This window comes from Caloranaerobacter azorensis DSM 13643 (assembly GCF_900129995.1).
GTDB classification, from domain to species: Bacteria; Bacillota; Clostridia; order Tissierellales; family Thermohalobacteraceae; genus Caloranaerobacter; species Caloranaerobacter azorensis.
The window spans coordinates 1-19,869 of record NZ_FQXO01000046.1; the positions used below are offsets into that span (position 1 = coordinate 1).

Genomic DNA, 19,869 nt, shown 5'->3' on the forward strand with positions numbered 1-19,869 from the left:
TGTACACTACAAAAAAACTTCTTTCACTAAAAATAAAGTTGTATCAAAAAACATGGTTTAAAGAAGACTAAATATCTTCTTGAGCCATGTTTTTTTATATTATTTCTTAATTCTTTTTTCTTAGAACTATCTCCTAAAACTTAGTAAAATCAATAGATATCGAAGATTAAAAGGAAAAGAAAAAGGAAAAATAACTAGATAAAAAATTAACTTAAAACTAAATACTTAACCCTTGAAAGTGAAAAAACTTTATTTTCATTTTTGAGTGTTAAAGGTTAAGGAATAAGGGAAAAGTGATAAGATTTTGGGAAATATTTTAAAAAGAAAGGGAAATATCGAAAAATGATAAATGTGGATAAATAGAGGATTTTGGGGATAATTTTGAAAAGAGTTTGTTTTAGAGATGAAAGGAGTTTTTTTGATGTATATATAGTTAGAAATAAGAAATAAGGGATAAGTTTTAAGAATAGAAACAAATTTTTTAATAAGTGCAGAAAAGTTTTATCAATAAGAAAAAATAGTTTTATGATTTAATGAAGATAAGGAGTTAACGAAATAAAGTGTAAGTATTGGAAATACTGTAAGATAGGCCAGCAACCTTATTCTAAATAATTGGCAAAGGGAAAGGTATAAATAAAAAAACTTTATTTTCATATTGAAAAAACATGGCATTATTTTTTGTTTCTAAAATTGAAATTGATTTAAATAAGAAGATTTTTCAAGTTGTATCAAAGAGAAAATAAAGTTGTATTATTGATTTATATTTTAAATTTTTATAATTTATAAAAGATAAAATGTTATTTTAGCAACACTTATAATAGGATATGAATATAAGAAGAAAGTATATAAGAAGACAAGGGTGATTGAAATGAAACAAAATTCTGAAAGAGTTACTACTGTACCAGACTTTATACAAAAATTATCTAAAGAAATTGAAAAATATAAAAAAGGTAATAAAGAATTTGAATCTTTAATAGAATTATTCAAACAATGGGAAGAATTGGCTGATAAAAAAGATAAAACAACTTATGAAATAAATAAGGTATTAGCAGTAAAATGTTATAAAAATAAAAAATTATCTTTAGGTCAATGTGCAGAATTAGCAGAAATGAGTGAGTCAGATTTTATTAAATATTTAGGGAAACAGAAGATCTGTATATTTAATTTTGATTCCGAAAAGGAATTATTAGAAGATATTAAAAATGCATAGTATAATTTGTTTATATTGGGAGAATGGAAAGCAAGTAGAAACCTGTTGTGCTTTACAGTTGGAAATTTTAACCAAGCAAATAACAAATATATAATATATCACCAATTAATTAACATGTAGTCTTTGCAGGTATGATATATATGCCTTGATGAAAAGGCTTAGCCAATTTATTAGGCTGCCATACCTGCTTTTCCATATAAAGCCAAATGCAATTGCGATAAATAATACTTTTTCTTGAAGTGCGGAAATTTGAACTAAATTAAATGATAATACTGAAAAAATATTTGATTTGTTAGAAAAAATGCCTGTTGAAATACAAAAAATGAAAAAATATTGCTGCAAAATAAGATATAACAGAAATCAAACAAAACTGATGAAAATTTTAAGACTCTTTATGATGGATATAAACAGAGTATTGAAAAAAATAACAGAGATAGAAGAAAAAATAGATAAATTAGCATATAAAGTTGAAAACAAGGAATAACATTAAAAGATTTAAAATCAGTAAAGTAAGTATAGTACGAAGACATACCCTATTATGAATTTCAAATTACCAATTACAAGTTTATTAGTATTATACAAATTTTTCATTTAAAGTCAAGATTTTTTTAAAAAGGGTAAATAAATAAGTATTAAGTTTGAAGAGACAAGTTTTAAAGCATTAAAATATTAAATATCAAAGTATTTAAATATTAAAATAAACAAAAAAACTTCAAAAATGTCGCTTAAAAATCACTTCAAAGTATTGAAAAATACAATAAAACTCCGATTTGACTATATAACATATATATTATATATATAGGGGAAAAAATTAAAACTTAACTTAAGTAATAAGTATTAAGTAATTAAGCGTTTGAAATTGAAAATAAAATAAATATAAATAATTTTAATTTAAAAATGTGGTTAATAACTTAAAATTACAGGGGGTGATAAAATGTTTGATGATACTTTAAAAAATGATGCACGTTTATTGGCTATTAATACAGTCAAAGAATTGATAGTATCATTTAATAAATCTTTAGAAGAAGCAGAGAAAATTGTTAAACAAGCAAAAATGGAAGAATATATATTAAAACATCCTATTACACTTCATGACTCTGCTTATGATTGGGCTGTTAAACTGCTAACCGAAATAGAAGATATTGAAACATTAGAAAAGTATCTAAGTTAAAATTATATTTTGATCAGTTAAGAAGAAGGAAAATCCCTTCTTCTTTTATTATTATTTATTTGAATTATTTTAGTAATTTTATTTTTATAATTTTTAATTATTTAAAACAAATTTTATAAACAGAAAAACATATATACCAAACATTAAATATGTCTAAAAGGCTCTAGAATCGTTTTTAAGGCATTTAAAAACACAAAAAGGTAAAAGGGGTTTATTACCAATGTAAAAAATGCTGTACAGGCCTTTTAAATTTTTCCTATACATATTTAAATTGTGAAGTGTAGGTATAAGATTATACAAAAATAAATATTAAAACAAATAAAAACTTCAAAAGTGTCACTTAAAAATCAACTCAAATCATTGAAAAACACAGTAAAACTCTGATTTAACTATAATACATATTATATAGGGGAAGTAAATGAGTTTTAAGAGATAAGTATTGAATAAGATAGAAATAAATATTAAGTAAGAGAAGTATTAAAATTAATAATAGTCCCATTGCTTAAAAAATTTTAAAACAAATAATAAAATGTTATCTCTTTACAAACAATGGGCAACAAAACATGTAGTTGTTTTATGTTGTACAACAATTTGCTTATATATTAATTTTAAAATGAATTATTTCAAAATGTTACATTTAATATACTTCAGTACAGAAAGGAAATAAACAATTGAAGTATATTTTTATTATATATACTTCATTTAACTTCAAGTTCTTCGTTTGTACTGAAGAACTTGAAGTATTAATATTATAGCCTTAAAAAATTTAATGTCAAATTTTCACCTTATTTTTTTAAAATTTTAATAAAAAATATAGTTTTGATCTTTACAAAAATATTATATGTTAATTGTTTTAACAAATTATCTTTCAATATAGTATATACAGGTGTTTTTTTGTAAAATCTTACGAAAAAATTTTAAATTTAATTATTAAAAATATGTAATATTTAGTGTTAAGGAATTAAGTGGTTAAGTATTAAGACAAGTCAAAACTTTAAAAATGTCGCCCAAAAATCACTTCAAAGCATTGAAAAATACAGTAAAAGTCTAGTTCTACTATATAACATATATATTATATATAGGGGAAGTAAATGAGTTTTAAGGGATAAGTATTAAAGTATTAAGTAGTTATAAGTGATTGAGTATTAAGTAATAAAGGTTATATGATTAAAAAAATAACAAAAAACAAAGGACTTACGTTTATAATTGTAAGCCCTTTGTTTTAACATAAAGATTGCGAATCTAAATTATTCGTAACAAAAAGCAATCGAATTAAAGTATATCGAACCAAAGATTTGTAGAAATATTATATATACATATATTTAGTATGTCAAAGTTTATTATACTATTTGTGTAAAATACAAAGTTAAACAAGTTTACATTTTATAAAATTTCTAATTATTGTCCCATTGTTTGCAAAACTTAAAACAAATAATAAAATGTTGTCTTTTTGCAAACAATGGAGAATAAAACATGCAGTCGTTTTATATTGTATAACAATTTTAAATGTTTTATTTGGCTATATATTAATTTTTAAATAAATTATTCTAAACAATACATTTAATATACTTCAATACAAGAAAGGTTGAACAATTAAAATATTTTTTTTGTAAAATATTATATATACTTCATATACTTCATTTAACTTCAAGTTCTTCGTTTGTACTGAAGAACTTGAAGTATTAATATTATAGCCTTAAAAAAATTAATGTCAAATTTTCACCTTATTTTTTTAAAATTTTAATAAAAAATATAGTTTTGATCTTTACAAAAATATTATATGTTAATTGTTTTAACAAATTATCTTTCAATATAGTATATACAGGTGTTTTTTTTGTAAAATCTTACGAAAAATTTTAAATTTAATTATTAAAAATATGTAATATTTAGTGTTAAGTATTAAGCAATAAGTATTAAGTAGTAAGGAAGGAAGTGTAAAAATAAAAGAATATTTTTATAAAACTAACTGCAAACAACTTGCTGATGATATAAATCTTTTACAATAATACTATACTATCAATTTTTTAAAAAAAGATTACAATGTAAAAAAATATTAATAAAAAAATATATAAAATTTTATTTCTTGTAACTTAAAACTTAATCCTTAAAACTTAACCCTTACAACTTAATTAAAAAAAACTTGAAATAAAAAAAGTATGAATTTTAAAATTTATTGAAACTTTATTTGGTTTTAATCTAAAATATAAAACGAAGGAATTTAATAAAGGAGGAATGCACTATGAAAAAAATACTAACTTTCACCTTAGCACTTATACTACTTCTAAACTTAACCCTAATTACTGATTCCACAGTTTATGCAAAAGGAAAAAGATTTCACGATTTAAAAACTACAGATTGGTTTTATGAAACAGTAGATGTATTAACCAGTCAAGGACTAATAGATGGTTATCCAGATGGTACATTTAGACCAAATGATAGTATTTTAGTTTCAGAATTTATTACTTTAGTCGTAAGGATTAAGGATAAAAGTGTTAAGAATGGTACTTTAATATGGTACAAGCCTTATGTTGATAGGGCTAAAGAATTAGGTTTAGTATTAGATGGAGAATTTGACACTTATGAAAGAAATATAACCAGAGGAGAAATGGCAAAAATAATTTATAGAGCATTAAGTAGTGAGGAACAAGTATCAAGTGATAAGGATTTAGAAAAATATAAAGATCAAATTAAAGATTTTAATACTATCCCCTTAAACCTTAAAACTTATATCTTAAAATCTTACGCTACTGGCATCATGGCAGGTTATCCAGATGGAACATTTAAACCACAAAATGATGCAAACAGAGCAGAAGCAGCAACAATGATTAGAAGATTAATAGATAAAAACTTTAGACAAATACCAAAATTAGTACAAAAACATGAAAAGTTAGTTGTTAATGGAGAAAATTTAACAGTTACAAATAAAGAAGTTATTGATCCTTATTATAAGATTATGGAGATTATGAATAATTCTAATGGATATATAAGGGAATATAAAGCAGATAATAATAATTTGATAGATATATATTACTTACCTAAAAAGGATAGTTATTTGCATGAATATTACATGAATGTATTAGTTTATTATAATCCTCAAGATGAATTAGAAAAAAATTATCCTTATTTTATAGCAGTAAAAATTCTAAATGAAGATACAAAAAAAATATTAGAAGAAACTTTAAAAGTTTTATATCCTAAAACATATAAATCAATATATGATTATTTTGTTGATTTATATGAAAATGGACCAGTAGAAAATACAGGATTAGAAAAAGAAGGGAAACAAGAAAATAGAAGATATAAAATATATAACAGAGGATATACTGGTGTAGAAATAGAAATAGGTCGATTAGAAAACTAAGAAGATGCGATTTTGTTGTCGCATCTCTTTTTTTTATTCAGTAATAAGTTTTAAGTAATAAGTATTAAGTGATAAGTGTTAAGTGGAAAGAAATTAGTGAGAGAAAAGTAATGTAGGTTATGAAATATGTAGTAAATTTTATTTGACTTATATATTGTTTTTTTTACATAATATATCGGGTTTTCAAAAAAGGTATTAATGTTTGAAAACCTATAAAATTAATAGGGTAGTTTCGGACTATCCAGATAAGGTTTATTCCCAAAGTTCGAGACTATTCCTATAGTTTTATAGGTTGTCTTGTTAATTTTGGGGATGAACCTTGTCTCCAAAATTAACAAGAAAGGACTGATGCTGATGAATTTTTTATTCGAAAAATTCATTAGTATCATCCGAGATGTATATACAAAGGTATTTAATTGTTTAGCAGAAAAATATCCAATGAGGAGAGATTTAATAATGAAAATAAAAGATATTATTATTTCGGTTTTATCTATTGTTGGAGTTATCGTGATGATTTTATTTTTTACTGTCCCTACTATTGACAAACATAAAGAAAGTTTGTTGAGGCAGAAAAAATTACAACTGGAAATTGAAAATCTATCAAAAACAACAGATTCTCAATTAAAGTTAGAAATAGAAAAATTAAAAACAAAACAGTTAGAATTAGAATTAAAACTCCAACAAATAAATAAAAAGGAATTAATCAATAGTACATCTTCAGGATGGACTACTAATGAAGATAATAATAAAAATAAAAAATAACCTATAAAAAAAGAGCAGTTGTGGGGGCAACTGCTCTTTTTTGGTAATAAGGACTAATTAATAGTACACCTTCAGGACTTGAATATATTATATAGATTTTTTAGTTAAAGTCAAGAAATATTTAGTATTAAGTGATAAGTAATAAGTAATAAGTAATAAGTAATAAGTATTAAGTAATAAGTAACAAGTGATAAGTTTTAAGTATTTATCTAAAAACAAAACAGAATACTCCCATTTCTATAAGTGGGAGATGAATGTTTTAATCTCCCACCTCTATAGGTGGGAGAGGTTCAAAAAGAAAGTATATTGATGCAGGAAAAATTAAAACTAGAAATAAAGAAATTATCTGAGCCTAGTGATTTAGAACTTCAATTAAAAATAGAAGAAAAAAGAGTTGAACTGCAAAAGTTAAAACTTGAGTTAGAAAAATTAAAAAAATCTAATAAAAAGGTATTAATTAATGAAAATACATCAGTTGGAGATACTGATGAAAACAAATAATAACTAAAAAAAGAAGCAGTTGGAAGAATCAACTGCTTCTTTTTAATAAATAAAAAGGAATTAATTAAGAATACATCAGTTGGAGATATAAGTATTATACAAATTATTAAAACAAAGTCAAGAATTATTTGTTAAGTTTTAAATATTAAGAAATAAGTAATAAGTGATAAATAATAAGTGATAAGTAATAAGTGTTAAGTATTAAGTTTTAAGTACTTATTACTTGTTTCTTTCCCTTAAAACTTAGAACTTAACACTAAACATCAAATAAAACTTATTATTAAAATTTGATTTCAAGAAGAAAGCAAATATAATATATAAAAATTAAATGTAAGGAGGTGAGAAGGGATGAGAAGTAGGGTAAAGGGTAAAGTTTTAAGGAGTAAGAAGTCAAGAGATATAGGATTAAGGATTAAGAAGTTAAGGGCTAAGTTTTCTTTATTTATGATATTTATAATTTTGATAACTTCAATATTTGTAGGTACTTCACCTATAGAAGTAAGGGCAGCAAATAGTAGTATGTATGTAAAACCTGTATTAAAAGATGCACAAGGAAATGAATATGTTGTTGATTGGACAAATGCGACAACTGACAACATAATGGCTGTTGCTATGTATGATAAAAATAAGGATACAAGCGATAACTTAGTTCCAGTAAAGGTAGTAAGAAAAGATAATCCTAATTTAAAGTATTGGGCATATATTGATATTTCTCCTTTTGATTTTGATGAGCAAATTACAAACAGAATAGGAACTTTTAAATTGAATGGTTTTATACTTGCAGATAGAGGATTAGTTGTTTATGGATTACCAACAGATGTTGATAATAATGATTATAGAGAAGATAGATATAGATATTTAGGGTTTGATATAAATGGACAGCCGTATTCAAATATTGATTTCCCTAATGATGTAAGTAGTGGTTTGCATCCTAAAGATAAGCATTGGATTTATAGACCTTGGGAAGATGATAGGGTTATAAGCAGTAGAAATGGAATTGATAGTCCATCAATATATTACAGAACTCAAAAAGATCAAGCAAAACAATGGTTATCTACAATGGTGTGGCAAGATCCAAGTACAGGTGAAGTTACTAGAGCAGTAGATGATGGTTATACTCCTGATGAACTTTTAGAAACATTTCATATTCAATCACCACCTAGCAAATATACAAATGGTACTGCTAGAGGGTGGCATGATACTTATGTAAATTAGTAATAAGTATAGGGATAAAGAATATATTATTTTAAATATATAACATGAAAAGAGAAGAAGAAAGGGATAACCCCTTATTCATCTTCACTTTCATTTTCAAGATAGATAAGAAGTTTTTTTCTATATCCATAAAGCATTTTTGCAATTTCTTCAATTTTAGCATCAATCTCATTAAACTGCTCTTGTGTAATATATTTCCTTCTAGAAGCAATAATTAACCAGTTGCGTGTTTCCATTACAGATCCAATAGCAATGTTTATATGATTTAGTTCTCTTTTTAAAGAAAATTGTGAGTTTCCTTCTGCAATGTTAGCAGAGATACTAGTGCAAGACCTTATAATTTGCGACTTAATTGCATATTGTTCAAATTTTGGGAAATCATTTGAGATTTCATAAATAGAATCGCTTAATTCGATTGCTTTTTGCCAAACTTTTAGATTTCTAAAATCTTTTATATTTATTGATTGATTTTTATTCATGTAAATCATCCTTTCTTCGTTATTAATTTTTTATGTACTTAACATAACACATAAAAATAAGGGAGTAAGATTACAAGAGAAAATTTTTTATAAAAACATAAGACTGTTTGAATAAGTTTACTATACATTTTGTCGCATGAAATTGTTAAGAGATGTGTAAATTTCAAGGATAATGTAGAATTGACTATAAACATATATATTATATATAGCCTCAAGTATAAAGGGGTAGGAGATAGAAATATATTATCCAACAATGAAGTAAAGCATATAAATAAAAAAACAACTGCCGATCTAATAAGCAGTTGCTTTTTTATTAGGGGTAATGTAGTTTTAGGTTATTGAATAGACTTAAAAGCATTTCTAATTTCATTATCAATATTAGTTAAATCAATAACTTCATAGTCTAAATTTATGATTATATCAGACAACTTCAGATCTTTTGTAGGCAGAAGGACTAATTCATATCCATTTTCATTAAAAAAATTAATCATATTTTTCTGATACAGTTGAAATATCTTTAAAAAATAGAAAGAAGATATAAGTTTTTTAGTGGTACTTTTGTTTGCATTTGTTATGAAAAATAATGTTTTGGATTCCTTGCCTAGAATCACCTGATAATTATACATAAAATCCCTCCTTGGTTACTATTCATAAGAATAATAAATAACCTATACAAACCGTTTCAAGTACAATTTTGTCGCTTCAAAACATGATGTACATAAGTAAATCCAATACTTATATGGATTTAACTATAATACATATTATATATGTTATATAGAGGAGGTAAAGTGAGAAGATATGATTTATAAAATTAATTAAAATAATTTTATAAAAAAACTTGAAAATTATATAGAACATACTATAAAATTCCTCCGCATTGAAAATGGTTTTAATGATAAGACCAAAGAAGGAAATAACAATAATAAAAATAAAGGAGGAATCGTTATGAAACATTTAATTTGTGTAGATAATGGAAACAAATGTCATAAAGCATTAGGAAGGAATGAGGAGAGCAATATTTGCTATTCTACTGGCTATATTGAATCAGAATTTGAGCCTATTTCAAAAGAAAATCTGCTAATTTACAACGGTAAGTTTTATTCTATAGGAACAGGACGTTTCAGTACAATATTTAATAAGGCTCAAGATGAAAGAAGTTTCATTTTAACATTACCAGCGGTTGGTAATTATCTTGGAGAACAGTATACTAGTGATACCACTAATATAATACTTGCAGTAGGGCTTCCAATAGCCACTTTCGGAAAATTAAAAGAAGAGTTTAGACGTTACTTTTTGCGTGACAATATTAATTTTTGTTGGAATGGGAAGGAATATAAAGTGAATATTAAAGATTGTCTAGTGTTCCCACAAGGATATTCAGCATTTTTAACAATTTATAATGATTTTAAGGATATACAGGTTTTGTGTTGTGATATTGGGGGGTACACAGTAGATATCTTTAATGTTAATAAAGGTGGAAAACTAGATATTGCCTCTGCTATTTCTCTTAATAGAGGAGTTATAAAACTTTTCAGAAATATTCAACAAGAACTAATAAAGCAAGACATAAGAATCACAGAAGAACAGATTGAAGAAGTATTGAAAGGTAGCAATCCTGTAATGCTAGACGAAACTATTGTTAGTTTAATTAATAGCAAGGCGAAACAATATACAGAAAATCTTATTGATGAACTGAGAGAGTTTGGGTATGAGACTAGAATTAATCCTATTATTTTTGTTGGAGGAGGAGCCATGCTTCTAAAGAGGTTTATTGAGCAGTCAAACAAAGTAGGTTATGTAGAATTTCTTGATCAGTATGCAAACTGCAGAGGATATCAATTATTAGCAAGAAAAGCCCTATCTATGAAGGGGGAGTAAGATGAGTAAAATAAAACGAATTAATTTGTGTTTTGACATGAGAAGATCTGAAGACAGAGAAGTATATAATTTGCTGAAAAGCAAACGAAATAAAACTGCATATGTAGTTGATGTAATATTAAAAAACAAGGAATTAGAAAGCAGCGTTGTAACAGTAGATAAAGATACTTTGAGAAATATTTTTGAAGAAGTACTTAATCAAACTCATATTGTTTTTAAAGATACTAAAAATAAAGAGAAAATTACTGAAGATACTGATATTCCAGATGATGTTTTTAACATAATAGACAGCATTTAAAGGGCAGTTTATACTGCTCTTATTTTTTTATTTATATTAGTTCTATTAAGAACTAGCAAATATATACAAGAACGAATTAGAACTATTCAATAAAGAACAAAATCTTCGATTTAAGTAATTTAAGTTAAGAAATTCAAGGTAAATTTTGTTGAAATCCATTACGGAAATTATATTTTAAATTATCCACAATTTAAAACAGTTTATAATTTCCTATGGATTATAAAAAAAGTAGAGCCAACAGGCTCCACTTAATCAACTTTTAACTTGGAAAATTATTTGTTACTAGAAAATAATGGCGTTTTAAGGTAATGTAAAGTGCATCAGCAGAATAGTCTTTATTTCTGCTGAATTTTTGCCATTGTTCGGAAGGTACAATCTTTAGTAATGAGCATTTTAGGAAATATTCAATTTGTTCATTTTCTGACATTTTGTTAAATGCAAGTTTCTTTTTTGCATTAGTAATTACTTCAGATGCAACTCGTTTAATGTAAGTATCCATTTCTTGATCAATATAGTAATTTATACAGTCTTCAAATGAAATACTTTTAAATTTTTTAATATCTATTTTTATCATAATCATCATCCTTTCTATTTAATTTTAAGGAATTATATTGAAACATTAATTTAAAAGTCAAGAAAAAATTAAAAATTCACGAGAAATTTTTTATGAAAATATAAAAGTTGAATTTAGAAATTTAAAAATGGATTTTAGAATCAAAATTCTTATATAGAAAAATAAATAGAAAAAATAAAATGAATTTCTAGAATTCAATTATTTAATTTTTTTTGCTTAAAACTTAAATTTTGATTGTATGTGTTATGTTATCAATACACAAGTAATAAGTTAAAAACATGTGTTATGTTAAATAGGACAAAAAAGTAAATGGTTTAAATATTACATTAAAAAACTTATATAAAAACATGTGTTATGTTAAAAGCACAAAAGAAAAATGATGCTATATAAAAATTTTAAAGAATAGTCTATATGCAAAATAGGCAGGGCAAATAAGATGTAAATTTTACGTGTTATGTTATAAAAAACATGTGTTATGTTATAAAAAACAATAAATTATTAAGTTAAAAAATTATTAATAGAAATAATTCAAAAATAAAAAAATGAGGAGGCTGATTCATATGTCAAAAACAGTATCACAAAATCAAGCATCAATTTTAAATGAAATTTATGACAATAAAGTAATTAAAAAAATAGGACGCCTTTTGTATTTAGAAAGAAAAAAGGCAGATGATTGGTTAAGCAAAGTTAGTGATTGTAAAAATGTAGCAGACATAATAAATCTTATCTTATACTCAATACAACATCTTGATTTTTTAATTAAACGTGGAGAAATGGCTGAGGAAGAATTAATAGAATTAAGCATAGACGATTTAAAGGCTTTAATAGAAATTTCAAGTAAAGAAGGTTATTTTGATTTAGTTAAAATATGTTTAGAATCTTATTGCTTAATAGAAGATTAAGATAATTTATAATATAAAAATTATCAAAGTTTTTTAAAGCCATTAATAATAACTGCATTAATATTAAAAAGAAAGGGTGGTTTTTATGAACAACACACAATTAAAAAAAGAAGATAGTTTAGTACAATTATATAATGAAAGTATGATAAAGAAAGTAGTCAAAATAGTAAGGACTAATTATAAAAAAGGTAATACTTTCCCAATTCTTCGATTAAGACGTTGTGAGAAGGCAGGAGAATTATTAGATATAATTAGTGATGCTATAATGTATTTATATGTGCTTTATGAACATAAGAAGTTAAGCGAACAGCAGTTAGAAACTTTAACTGATATAGATCTTGTAGAATTTACACTAAATATAGTTGCGAAATATGAAACTAAATCAATTGCTACATGTATTTCAATGTTAAGTATGGCAAGGGAAAATTCAGAAACAAAGTAAAGAAATAAAAGAAGTAAGAGATGAATAATTAATGTCAATCTGGCTAGGTTTTCATAAAATATTGTGAACTTAGCCAGATTGATGCTTAAACAAATTATTAAATTAAACTATTGTTTTTACAAGAAAATTTAATTTATGTGTTGCGTTATCAATGCAGAAAATTAAAGTTTTAGCATTTATCTTTAATTATCTATTCATAATAAAAGGACATAGAAGAAGTATTTACTATTGTTTGAATTTAATTTCAAGAAGGAGCATAATTAACAATAAAGAAAGGGTGGTTATTATGCTATATCGAAATCAAGATTATATTTTACAACTTAGAAATTTTATAAGCCAAAGAGATTTTATAAATAAAGTTGCAAATAATCCTGAGATTGAGATGTTAACGACTCTTCATGATCTTTTAATTTTTACAAGGAGAGAATTAGAAAATTATTTTAATGTCAAGGAAGCAAGGCTTATTATTGATGCATGTCGGTGTATGACATATGTAGATTATAGTGAGCCAAAATATTCATTAATAAATTGTATTTTAAATGCGATAAAATATAGAGGTATTGATAAGAAATATAAAATTAATACTGATAAATTTATTAAGAAATTAAATAGATTAACACAATTTCAAGCATATCTGGTAATATTAATGGTTTATAGATATTGTAATTCTAATGATGATGTTAAAAAGGCATTTAATATTACAAACCAATATTATAAATTTTAAAATTAAAATGAATTCGATAAAAATTGAATTTGAGGATTTTACTTAGGAAAGCAAATAATACAATCAAAAGTAGCCTCTGTTAATTTTGACAGGGGCTACTTTTTATATATAAGTTATATTTTTATTGTTTTTTTAAAATTCAGCAGAATTTTTTCAGACATATCAAGTTTTATATTATTTTACCACAGCAAAAATTCAGAATTATTTTAATATAAAAACTTTTTGGTTTTAGCCTTAAAAGTTAAATTTATGTGTTATGTTATCAACACACAAACAGATATTAGTTAAAAATATTAAAATTAAAAGCATGTGTTATGTTAAATATGGCAAAAAGTAAAGGGGTTAAATATTACATTAGAAACTTATATAAATTCATGTGTTATGTTAAATAAAGCAAGGAATAAAATCATTTTTAATGAACTTAAAATCTACATTTAAAAGTTTTATTCAAATTATGTGTTATGTTAAGTATACAATGGGATAACCGGTTATCAAATGTGGCCACAGAAAGCATATATATAAAAGATTAAAAATCTAATAAGATATAAATTTCATGTGTTATGTTATAAAAAACAAATTAAAAAGTAAGGAGGAATTTAATATGAAAAATTTTAGGTCTTTAAATGTTACTAGACAAGAAAAAGGAAAAATTAAATTAATTCAAACTAATAAATTTAAAAAACATATGAAAGTTCATGAAAGTCAATTTATTATACCGTATCAAAAATTAATTAAATATATGGAACTTAAAGGTACTTTCAACAACATAAAAGATAGGTTTGTTGAAATGGTGGTTGAATTTCCAATTGATATTGGATATTCAGATTTATGCAAAATATCTGATAAAGATGAAGTTGTTTATGCTAAGAGAAAAAATAGAGATATTTATTCTAAATTTACTTTAGACGGAAAAAGCAAACCTACTAACAAATGTGTAGTTATTTTAAATCAAAGTTATACAAATCAAAATGAATATTATTTAATAACGATGTTTCCAGGTCAATATGCCGTAAAAGAGCCTCAAGATAGAAATATTAAAACAGAAGAGGAAAAGAAAAAAGTGTTGGAATTTTGGAGTAATCATGCCTTAGTATTTAAAGCAAAGGATATAGATTTAGAGACTGTTACTTATAGATGTCCTTATGAGCAAATGGCTTAAACCTAGATTATTTTAAAACGTCTAACTAAGATTAAGAATTATTGAAATTAATATTTAGACATTAATATAAGAACTAATAAAGGAGGAATTAAATTATGAAGAAAATAAAAATATATTATTTATTAGATGAAGAGAATAAGTATTTTTTTCGATATTCATTAAATGAAGAATTAAAGAAAACAGTTCAATGTATTGAAACTGAAATAAAAGATGAAGATTTAGATTTAGTTCAGCAAAATGAAAATGATGAATCAGTTGTATATGTAGGATTTGGTGGATTTGATGATGAAGGGATCCCTAAATTAACTACCATGCTTTATTATGTAAATGAGGAAGAAAAACTAGATAAAGATGAGGGATTGCATTTTTTCAACAAACCAAAAACAGCAGAAGAGTTATTAAAGTGGCAAAGAAGTCATAAAGATAAATTAGAGTATAGTTTAGAAATAGCAAAATCAATATGGGCAGAAATAACTATTAAAAAACAGGCTTTTGATGATGAAAAGGCAAATTGGATTTATAGTTTTGGCAGTGAAGAATTAAAAAGAAATTTTGAACAAGGCTATGATGTAGATGAAGATTATATCTTTGAAAGATTAGTTTATGAACTTCCAGAATTTGATTTATATGACGAAAGCGGTAGATGGGCTGTAAATAAAAATCCTAGCAGAGAAGCATTAGTTGAAGTTAAAAAATTACGTTATTTAGGATATGATGCTAAAGTTATTATAATATCAAAACAATATGAAGAATTTGGTTCATCTTGGATACCAATCGATGCGAAAGATGCTATTTTAATTGAGGATTATTTAGGAGTAGTGTCATTGATTAAGTATTTGTAGGCTGAAATAGGATTATCAAGAAAATATTATAGTATTTAAAGGTATAATAAGAAGTTTAGTAGACAGAGTTTATTATAAAAAATTTAAATTCAAGATAATAATTGTAAATTTAGCCCTGTTGAATATCAACAGGGCTAAATTTTTATGATTTTGAAAATTATTTTAAAATGGGCAATCAGCATCGTTTATAATCGGACGAAAATCATTATCAACTGTTGTATAGTCTATAGACTTATTGAAATTTTTATTAAAGTGTAAGTAATCATTTATGTCAAAAGGCTTATTTTCTATAATATTCCCTATGATGGTTCTTATTTGCTTTTTTGTACAAAAGTCATTAATTTTTTTTATAGTTGCATAATCAAATTTCTTCTTTAAAATATTGAGTTGTTTTTTTGAAATATTGTCTATCGAATTCCAATTATTTTGAAGTGTTTTTTCAGGTAAAATAGAAGGAATATTAGAATTTTGTTTTGATTTTTCATTAGAATTTTTATCTTTTAGATTCAATTCAATTAATTTATTAATTTTATCGTTTAATAGTTCTAATAATTCTTTTTTTTCGTTTAATATTGATTTAAAAGTTGCTATTTCTTTTTCTTGAAAATTAAGTTTAGTTACTATTTCTTTGAAAATTCCACTATTTTCACATATTTTTTTAATATTTCGTGGATCAATTTCTAATATTTCTGTATCAGAATATAATCCAGTCTGATATAAGACGTTTAAGAGTTCACTATCGGCTGGTTTAAATTTATATGCTTCTTTTATCCATAATTCAATCAACGATTTAAGAATGTTGTCATTCCTTATTCTTACAGCAACATCTGTTACATCTGTTCCAAGTTCAGCGTATGTTCTGACAATATGAATGTTTGAAAATCCAAATTGATAGAGACGATATGCAATTTTAATACTGTTGTTTTGTCCTACTTTATTTGCATCATTGTCAAAGAAAAGATATATATTTGTATCTTTTCCAAAATATTTACTTATCAAATAAATTTGATGATCTGTTAAATTGGCTTGTCCAGAAGAAATGCTGTTATAACCTAGGGATGTTAGTTTTATAGTATCTGCGACACCTTCGGTTATAAATAATTTGTTAATATTTTTATTCTTTAATTCATTAAGGTTGAAAAGGAAATCGCCTATGTTAAAGGGAATAATACTTCTATAAGTTTTATTATTTTTTGTTTTTAGATTCCCAAAGTCAGTTATATTAATGTATTTTACTTTATTTTTTGAATTTAAATCAATAGTACGTGCTTGATAGCCTACTATAATACCTGTTTCATGATCTTTAAAAGGGAAAAGCACTCTATCATTTAATGTAAAAAAATCCGGATATTTTAATAAAGATTGATTTGATCTTTCAAAGCAAATTAAACCGTATTTGTCAGCAAACTCTTTTGGAATATCATACTTTTTATACATAAAATCATAAAGTTTTTCTTTAGAATTTAAATTAGGTTTATTGAGAAAGTCATTTATAAGTTTACTGTTTTTTGCAGTTTCAATTGCAATTCTGTACGAAAAATCTCCATTTTTTCTAACAGCATCTGCATTTAGTTCTCTTATTTGTGTTTCTATATCGAGTATTTCTAATTTGAATTCTTTTATATTAGTAGTTAAGTTACTGTGATTATTATTTTGAACTGTCTGCAAGTTAGAAACAGATTTTCTCTTTGTATTTTTTGCTTGATAGTCTATTAAGGATATATCATAATAATCATTTAGAATAAGACTTTTTGTTTGATTATATCTATCTAAGATTAATTCTCTTAACTTTTCTTCAAAATCACTTATTGAATCAAAACCGAGATTCATATTAGCAAGGTTATTTGCAGCAAAAATTTTTGCTTCACTTATACTGTTTTTAGTAAAGCCTTGCATTTTTGCTATAAATTCTAGGTAAGTACCGTGTTCGCCACATGCGTAGCATATGAAAGACTTTTTATTATCATCAAAAACTAAAGAAGTCGGGTTGTCAGCACCTATATGAAAGGGACATATGCAGCGATTTTGTTTAACAGTATTTTTAAAATTGTAGAAATTTATTAAAGCATTAGCATTTAAAGAGTTTTGAATATTATCTTCTATGTCATTTAAATATTGATATATTAGAACTCCAACGTCATGGGTAAGTTTCTTTTTGATCAGATGATTAATGTCTTTACATTTAATAGTGTACATATTATATCATCCTTTCTTAATATTTTTCAGTCATTATATTTATAAAAAAGGTAATATCAAATTTTAAGTCAGATAAATTTAAATAAATTTTTGAAATTATTTTGTAATGAAATTGTAATAAAAAAATATTGGGTAAAAATTTGACATTAAATTTTTAAAGGCTATAATATTAATACTTCAAGTTCTTCAGTACAAACGAAGAACTTGAAGTTAAATGAAGTATATGAAGTATATATAATACTTCATAAATGAAATACTTCAATGATTTATCTTCTTCTGTAATGAAGTATATTGAAGTATATAAAACATAATTGTAATTATTGATTAAATGAGATATTGTATTAAGGAAAATATAGAAGTATATAACTAATAAATCTTTTTTAACATAACATATACATTAAAATATTTAGATTTAATTGATTTCAAAAGATATAGATATAGGGAGAGTAATTGATTTATAAAGATTTATAAAATTTTAAAGAAAAAACTATTATTTCAGAAGAGTTAAGAAGCCAGAAATGTTTTTTGATATGAAACTTATTGAAGAAGTTTAAGAATAAGGGAAAGTAGGAAATATAGTTGAGAAAAGAATTTTTGTCTGAATTATATAATTTCTTAGATGTTTAAGAGGTGCTGTTATAAAAAAGAATGTTATAATACGGGGAATATTAATTTAGGAAATAATTAACATATAGTGCTATTTTAGTTTAGCATTATATTTTCTATTGTTATAAAAATATTATTAATGTTTATATAATTTTTTTATAAAAATTTATAAAAAAATGAGGTGAAAATTTGACATTAAATTTTTAGAAGTTATAATATTAATACTTCAAGTTCTTCAGTGCAAACGAAGAACTTGAAGTTAAGTGAAGTATATGAAGTATATAATATTTCATTAATAAAACATTTCAACTTCCTTTGTACTGAAGTATATTAAATTGTATTATTTTAAATATTTTCTTTTTAATTTATTATTTTATATTAACTAAAAATATTTTTTCTAAAGAGGATGTTTTCATTTGATAAAGAATAATAAATTTTATGTTAATTGAAAAGTTTACATGATATTAATAATAAAGTGGAGAAGAATATATGTAGAAGATAGTTCAGGCAAAAAACAAAAGATATCCTAGATTTTATCTTATAAATAATATGAAAAGTCCAAATTAAAGCCCCTTGTTGAGATTAATCAGCAGGGGTTTTAATTTTTACAGTTCTAATTGCAGTACTAGTAATTAAATTTCAAAATAAGTATTTATGGCAGAATCCTATTTCATTTGCCATATAAAGAAGATTTCTTATTATTTTGTTAATATATTTGGGCATAAGATAAAATACAGGATTTTTATAGTGAATTCTGAAATATTTTAAAATAGTTAGGTTTTTATGAAAAACATATAACAAAAAATCACGGCCAAAACTTCTCAAAGCGAGAATTCACACAATGAGAAGTTGCAACTGTTTTTTGTACAAAAGTGATATCATTCTTATAGAAGGGGGTGGTTATGTAATGGAGTTTCTAGGTGACAGAATTAGATATTTAAGAGAAATTGCTGAAAAGAAGCAAAAAGATATGGCAAACGAATTTTCAGTAAGTGAAAACACGTGGTCGCAGTATGAAAATAATAAACGAACTCCAGATTTAGAGACATTAAAAAAGATAGCAGAATTTTTCAATGTTTCAATTGATTATCTAGTCTGTATAGTTGATGAAAGGTATAATCCTAGAGAAAGAGAATTTCAAGAGATAGCACATATATACAGTTTGCTTAATAAAGAGCAGAAGAAAGATTTAGCAAATGAAATCAAATCAAAATATAAAGTCATAGGGAGGTGAGAGGATGTTTTTAGAGTTGCAGGAAAAGGACAGACAAAAAATATATGCTGAAATGCTTAAATCAATAGGAGCCTTATCAAGATTATTTTCCGAAAGCAGTACTCCTTATCTTGCTTATAGAGTTGTTGAAAACATATTTTGTATGGCGTTTCAGGCAGATAATTTATCTAGATCTGACTGTTCGGCGGATGCAGCAAAGAATGGAATTGGTTTTGGGATTAAGACATTCTTAAACGGGAATGGGAGAACTCTGCAGAAAGTAGCAGAATTCAATAAGGATGCTAATCTATTTAAAGGAAAAACACCTAAAGAAAT

At 24.5% G+C, this 19,869-nt stretch carries 19 protein-coding genes and 1 pseudogene; 16 read left to right on the forward strand and 4 right to left on the reverse strand.

Annotation, left to right across the window (positions count from 1 at the left end; all coding sequences use genetic code 11):
* Positions 1-868 precede the first annotated feature (868 nt).
* The 7 genes from BUB51_RS08090 to BUB51_RS08120 all read left to right on the forward strand — a co-directional run bounded on the left by BUB51_RS08090 (position 869) and on the right by BUB51_RS08120 (position 8,220).
* A complete protein-coding gene (locus BUB51_RS08090; protein WP_083599563.1) occupies positions 869-1,210 on the forward strand; it encodes a UPF0175 family protein in 342 nt (113 codons plus the stop codon).
* Positions 1,211-1,499: 289 nt separating this feature from the next.
* On the forward strand, positions 1,500-1,694 hold the full coding sequence (locus BUB51_RS08095; RefSeq protein WP_242945572.1) for a hypothetical protein: 195 nt from the start codon (positions 1,500-1,502) through the stop codon (positions 1,692-1,694).
* A gap of 450 nt (positions 1,695-2,144) precedes the next feature.
* The gene (locus BUB51_RS08100) at positions 2,145-2,381 is read left to right on the forward strand and encodes a hypothetical protein (protein ID WP_073196908.1); all 237 of its coding nucleotides are present in this window, start codon (positions 2,145-2,147) and stop codon (positions 2,379-2,381) included.
* Positions 2,382-4,620: 2,239 nt separating this feature from the next.
* Positions 4,621-5,742 (forward strand): S-layer homology domain-containing protein, encoded by a 1,122-nt coding sequence (locus tag BUB51_RS08105; protein WP_073196910.1) that lies wholly within the window; start codon positions 4,621-4,623, stop codon positions 5,740-5,742.
* Between the two features lie 354 nt (positions 5,743-6,096).
* Positions 6,097-6,504 carry a hypothetical protein gene (locus tag BUB51_RS08110; protein WP_159430403.1) on the forward strand — a complete coding sequence of 136 codons (408 nt, stop codon included), beginning with the start codon at positions 6,097-6,099 and terminating at the stop codon, positions 6,502-6,504.
* A 306-nt stretch (positions 6,505-6,810) separates the two neighbouring features.
* Positions 6,811-7,005, forward strand: coding sequence for a hypothetical protein (locus BUB51_RS08115; RefSeq protein WP_159430404.1), 195 nt, complete (start codon positions 6,811-6,813; stop codon positions 7,003-7,005).
* Positions 7,006-7,353: 348 nt separating this feature from the next.
* Positions 7,354-8,220: an Athe_2463 domain-containing protein gene (locus BUB51_RS08120; protein WP_073196916.1), complete on the forward strand. Its 867-nt coding sequence runs from the start codon at positions 7,354-7,356 to the stop codon at positions 8,218-8,220.
* A 74-nt stretch (positions 8,221-8,294) separates the two neighbouring features.
* On the opposite strand, the gene BUB51_RS08125 is transcribed toward BUB51_RS08120, so the two are convergent.
* On the reverse strand, positions 8,295-8,699 hold the full coding sequence (locus tag BUB51_RS08125) for a four helix bundle protein (RefSeq protein ID WP_073196918.1): 405 nt from the start codon (positions 8,697-8,699) through the stop codon (positions 8,295-8,297).
* A gap of 335 nt (positions 8,700-9,034) precedes the next feature.
* Positions 9,035-9,325, reverse strand: a complete 291-nt coding sequence (locus BUB51_RS08130; RefSeq protein ID WP_073196920.1) for a hypothetical protein — start codon at positions 9,323-9,325, stop codon at positions 9,035-9,037.
* Positions 9,326-9,644: 319 nt separating this feature from the next.
* Here BUB51_RS08130 and BUB51_RS08135 point away from each other — a divergent pair, with 319 nt between their 5' ends.
* Together BUB51_RS08135 and BUB51_RS08140 are read left to right on the forward strand one after the other, a co-directional pair.
* Positions 9,645-10,577: a ParM/StbA family protein gene (locus tag BUB51_RS08135; protein WP_073196922.1), complete on the forward strand. Its 933-nt coding sequence runs from the start codon at positions 9,645-9,647 to the stop codon at positions 10,575-10,577.
* Position 10,578: 1 nt separating this feature from the next.
* Entirely contained in the window at positions 10,579-10,875 is a 297-nt protein-coding gene (locus BUB51_RS08140) for a hypothetical protein (RefSeq protein ID WP_073196924.1), read from the forward strand.
* Positions 10,876-11,134: 259 nt separating this feature from the next.
* Here BUB51_RS08140 and BUB51_RS08145 read toward each other — a convergent pair whose 3' ends face one another.
* Positions 11,135-11,449, reverse strand: a complete 315-nt coding sequence (locus BUB51_RS08145; RefSeq protein WP_073196926.1) for a hypothetical protein — start codon at positions 11,447-11,449, stop codon at positions 11,135-11,137.
* A 560-nt stretch (positions 11,450-12,009) separates the two neighbouring features.
* On the opposite strand from BUB51_RS08145, the gene BUB51_RS08150 reads away from it, so the two are divergent.
* The 5 genes from BUB51_RS08150 to BUB51_RS08170 all read left to right on the forward strand — a co-directional run bounded on the left by BUB51_RS08150 (position 12,010) and on the right by BUB51_RS08170 (position 15,518).
* Positions 12,010-12,351, forward strand: coding sequence for a hypothetical protein (locus tag BUB51_RS08150; RefSeq protein WP_073196928.1), 342 nt, complete (start codon positions 12,010-12,012; stop codon positions 12,349-12,351).
* 85 nt (positions 12,352-12,436) lie between these two features.
* A complete protein-coding gene (locus tag BUB51_RS08155) occupies positions 12,437-12,793 on the forward strand; it encodes a hypothetical protein (RefSeq protein ID WP_073196931.1) in 357 nt (118 codons plus the stop codon).
* A 286-nt stretch (positions 12,794-13,079) separates the two neighbouring features.
* Positions 13,080-13,517 (forward strand): hypothetical protein, encoded by a 438-nt coding sequence (locus BUB51_RS08160; protein WP_073196933.1) that lies wholly within the window; start codon positions 13,080-13,082, stop codon positions 13,515-13,517.
* A 601-nt stretch (positions 13,518-14,118) separates the two neighbouring features.
* The gene (locus BUB51_RS08165) at positions 14,119-14,676 is read left to right on the forward strand and encodes a hypothetical protein (protein WP_073196935.1); all 558 of its coding nucleotides are present in this window, start codon (positions 14,119-14,121) and stop codon (positions 14,674-14,676) included.
* 95 nt (positions 14,677-14,771) lie between these two features.
* Entirely contained in the window at positions 14,772-15,518 is a 747-nt protein-coding gene (locus BUB51_RS08170; protein WP_073196937.1) for a hypothetical protein, read from the forward strand.
* A gap of 162 nt (positions 15,519-15,680) precedes the next feature.
* Here the strand turns inward: BUB51_RS08170 and BUB51_RS08175 are convergent, their stop codons facing one another.
* Positions 15,681-17,714 (reverse strand): CHC2 zinc finger domain-containing protein, encoded by a 2,034-nt coding sequence (locus BUB51_RS08175; protein WP_073196939.1) that lies wholly within the window; start codon positions 17,712-17,714, stop codon positions 15,681-15,683.
* Positions 17,715-19,227: 1,513 nt separating this feature from the next.
* Between BUB51_RS08175 and BUB51_RS08180 the strand changes: the two genes are divergently transcribed.
* Together BUB51_RS08180 and BUB51_RS08185 are read left to right on the forward strand one after the other, a co-directional pair.
* Complete coding sequence (locus BUB51_RS08180; RefSeq protein ID WP_073196941.1) at positions 19,228-19,554, forward strand: helix-turn-helix domain-containing protein; 327 nt, start codon at positions 19,228-19,230, stop codon at positions 19,552-19,554.
* A gap of 4 nt (positions 19,555-19,558) precedes the next feature.
* A pseudogene (locus BUB51_RS08185) lies at positions 19,559-19,869 on the forward strand (NgoFVII family restriction endonuclease); the annotation flags it as partial.

Excerpts from the sequence above, each read along its gene's own strand:
- BUB51_RS08145 (WP_073196926.1), bottom strand. The coding sequence starts at position 11,449 with ATGATAAAAATAGATATTAAAAAATTTAAAAGTATTTCATTTGAAGAC.
- BUB51_RS08135 (WP_073196922.1), top strand. The coding sequence starts at position 9,645 with ATGAAACATTTAATTTGTGTAGATAATGGAAACAAATGTCATAAAGCA.
- BUB51_RS08165 (WP_073196935.1), top strand. The coding sequence starts at position 14,119 with ATGAAAAATTTTAGGTCTTTAAATGTTACTAGACAAGAAAAAGGAAAA.
- BUB51_RS08120 (WP_073196916.1), top strand. The coding sequence starts at position 7,354 with ATGAGAAGTAGGGTAAAGGGTAAAGTTTTAAGGAGTAAGAAGTCAAGA.
- BUB51_RS08155 (WP_073196931.1), top strand. The coding sequence starts at position 12,437 with ATGAACAACACACAATTAAAAAAAGAAGATAGTTTAGTACAATTATAT.
- BUB51_RS08170 (WP_073196937.1), top strand. The coding sequence starts at position 14,772 with ATGAAGAAAATAAAAATATATTATTTATTAGATGAAGAGAATAAGTAT.
- BUB51_RS08150 (WP_073196928.1), top strand. The coding sequence starts at position 12,010 with ATGTCAAAAACAGTATCACAAAATCAAGCATCAATTTTAAATGAAATT.
- BUB51_RS08140 (WP_073196924.1), top strand. The coding sequence starts at position 10,579 with ATGAGTAAAATAAAACGAATTAATTTGTGTTTTGACATGAGAAGATCT.
- BUB51_RS08105 (WP_073196910.1), top strand. The coding sequence starts at position 4,621 with ATGAAAAAAATACTAACTTTCACCTTAGCACTTATACTACTTCTAAAC.
- BUB51_RS08090 (WP_083599563.1), top strand. The coding sequence starts at position 869 with ATGAAACAAAATTCTGAAAGAGTTACTACTGTACCAGACTTTATACAA.
- BUB51_RS08180 (WP_073196941.1), top strand. The coding sequence starts at position 19,228 with ATGGAGTTTCTAGGTGACAGAATTAGATATTTAAGAGAAATTGCTGAA.
- BUB51_RS08100 (WP_073196908.1), top strand. The coding sequence starts at position 2,145 with ATGTTTGATGATACTTTAAAAAATGATGCACGTTTATTGGCTATTAAT.
- BUB51_RS08175 (WP_073196939.1), bottom strand. The coding sequence starts at position 17,714 with ATGTACACTATTAAATGTAAAGACATTAATCATCTGATCAAAAAGAAA.
- BUB51_RS08125 (WP_073196918.1), bottom strand. The coding sequence starts at position 8,699 with ATGAATAAAAATCAATCAATAAATATAAAAGATTTTAGAAATCTAAAA.
- BUB51_RS08130 (WP_073196920.1), bottom strand. The coding sequence starts at position 9,325 with ATGTATAATTATCAGGTGATTCTAGGCAAGGAATCCAAAACATTATTT.
- BUB51_RS08160 (WP_073196933.1), top strand. The coding sequence starts at position 13,080 with ATGCTATATCGAAATCAAGATTATATTTTACAACTTAGAAATTTTATA.
- BUB51_RS08110 (WP_159430403.1), top strand. The coding sequence starts at position 6,097 with ATGAATTTTTTATTCGAAAAATTCATTAGTATCATCCGAGATGTATAT.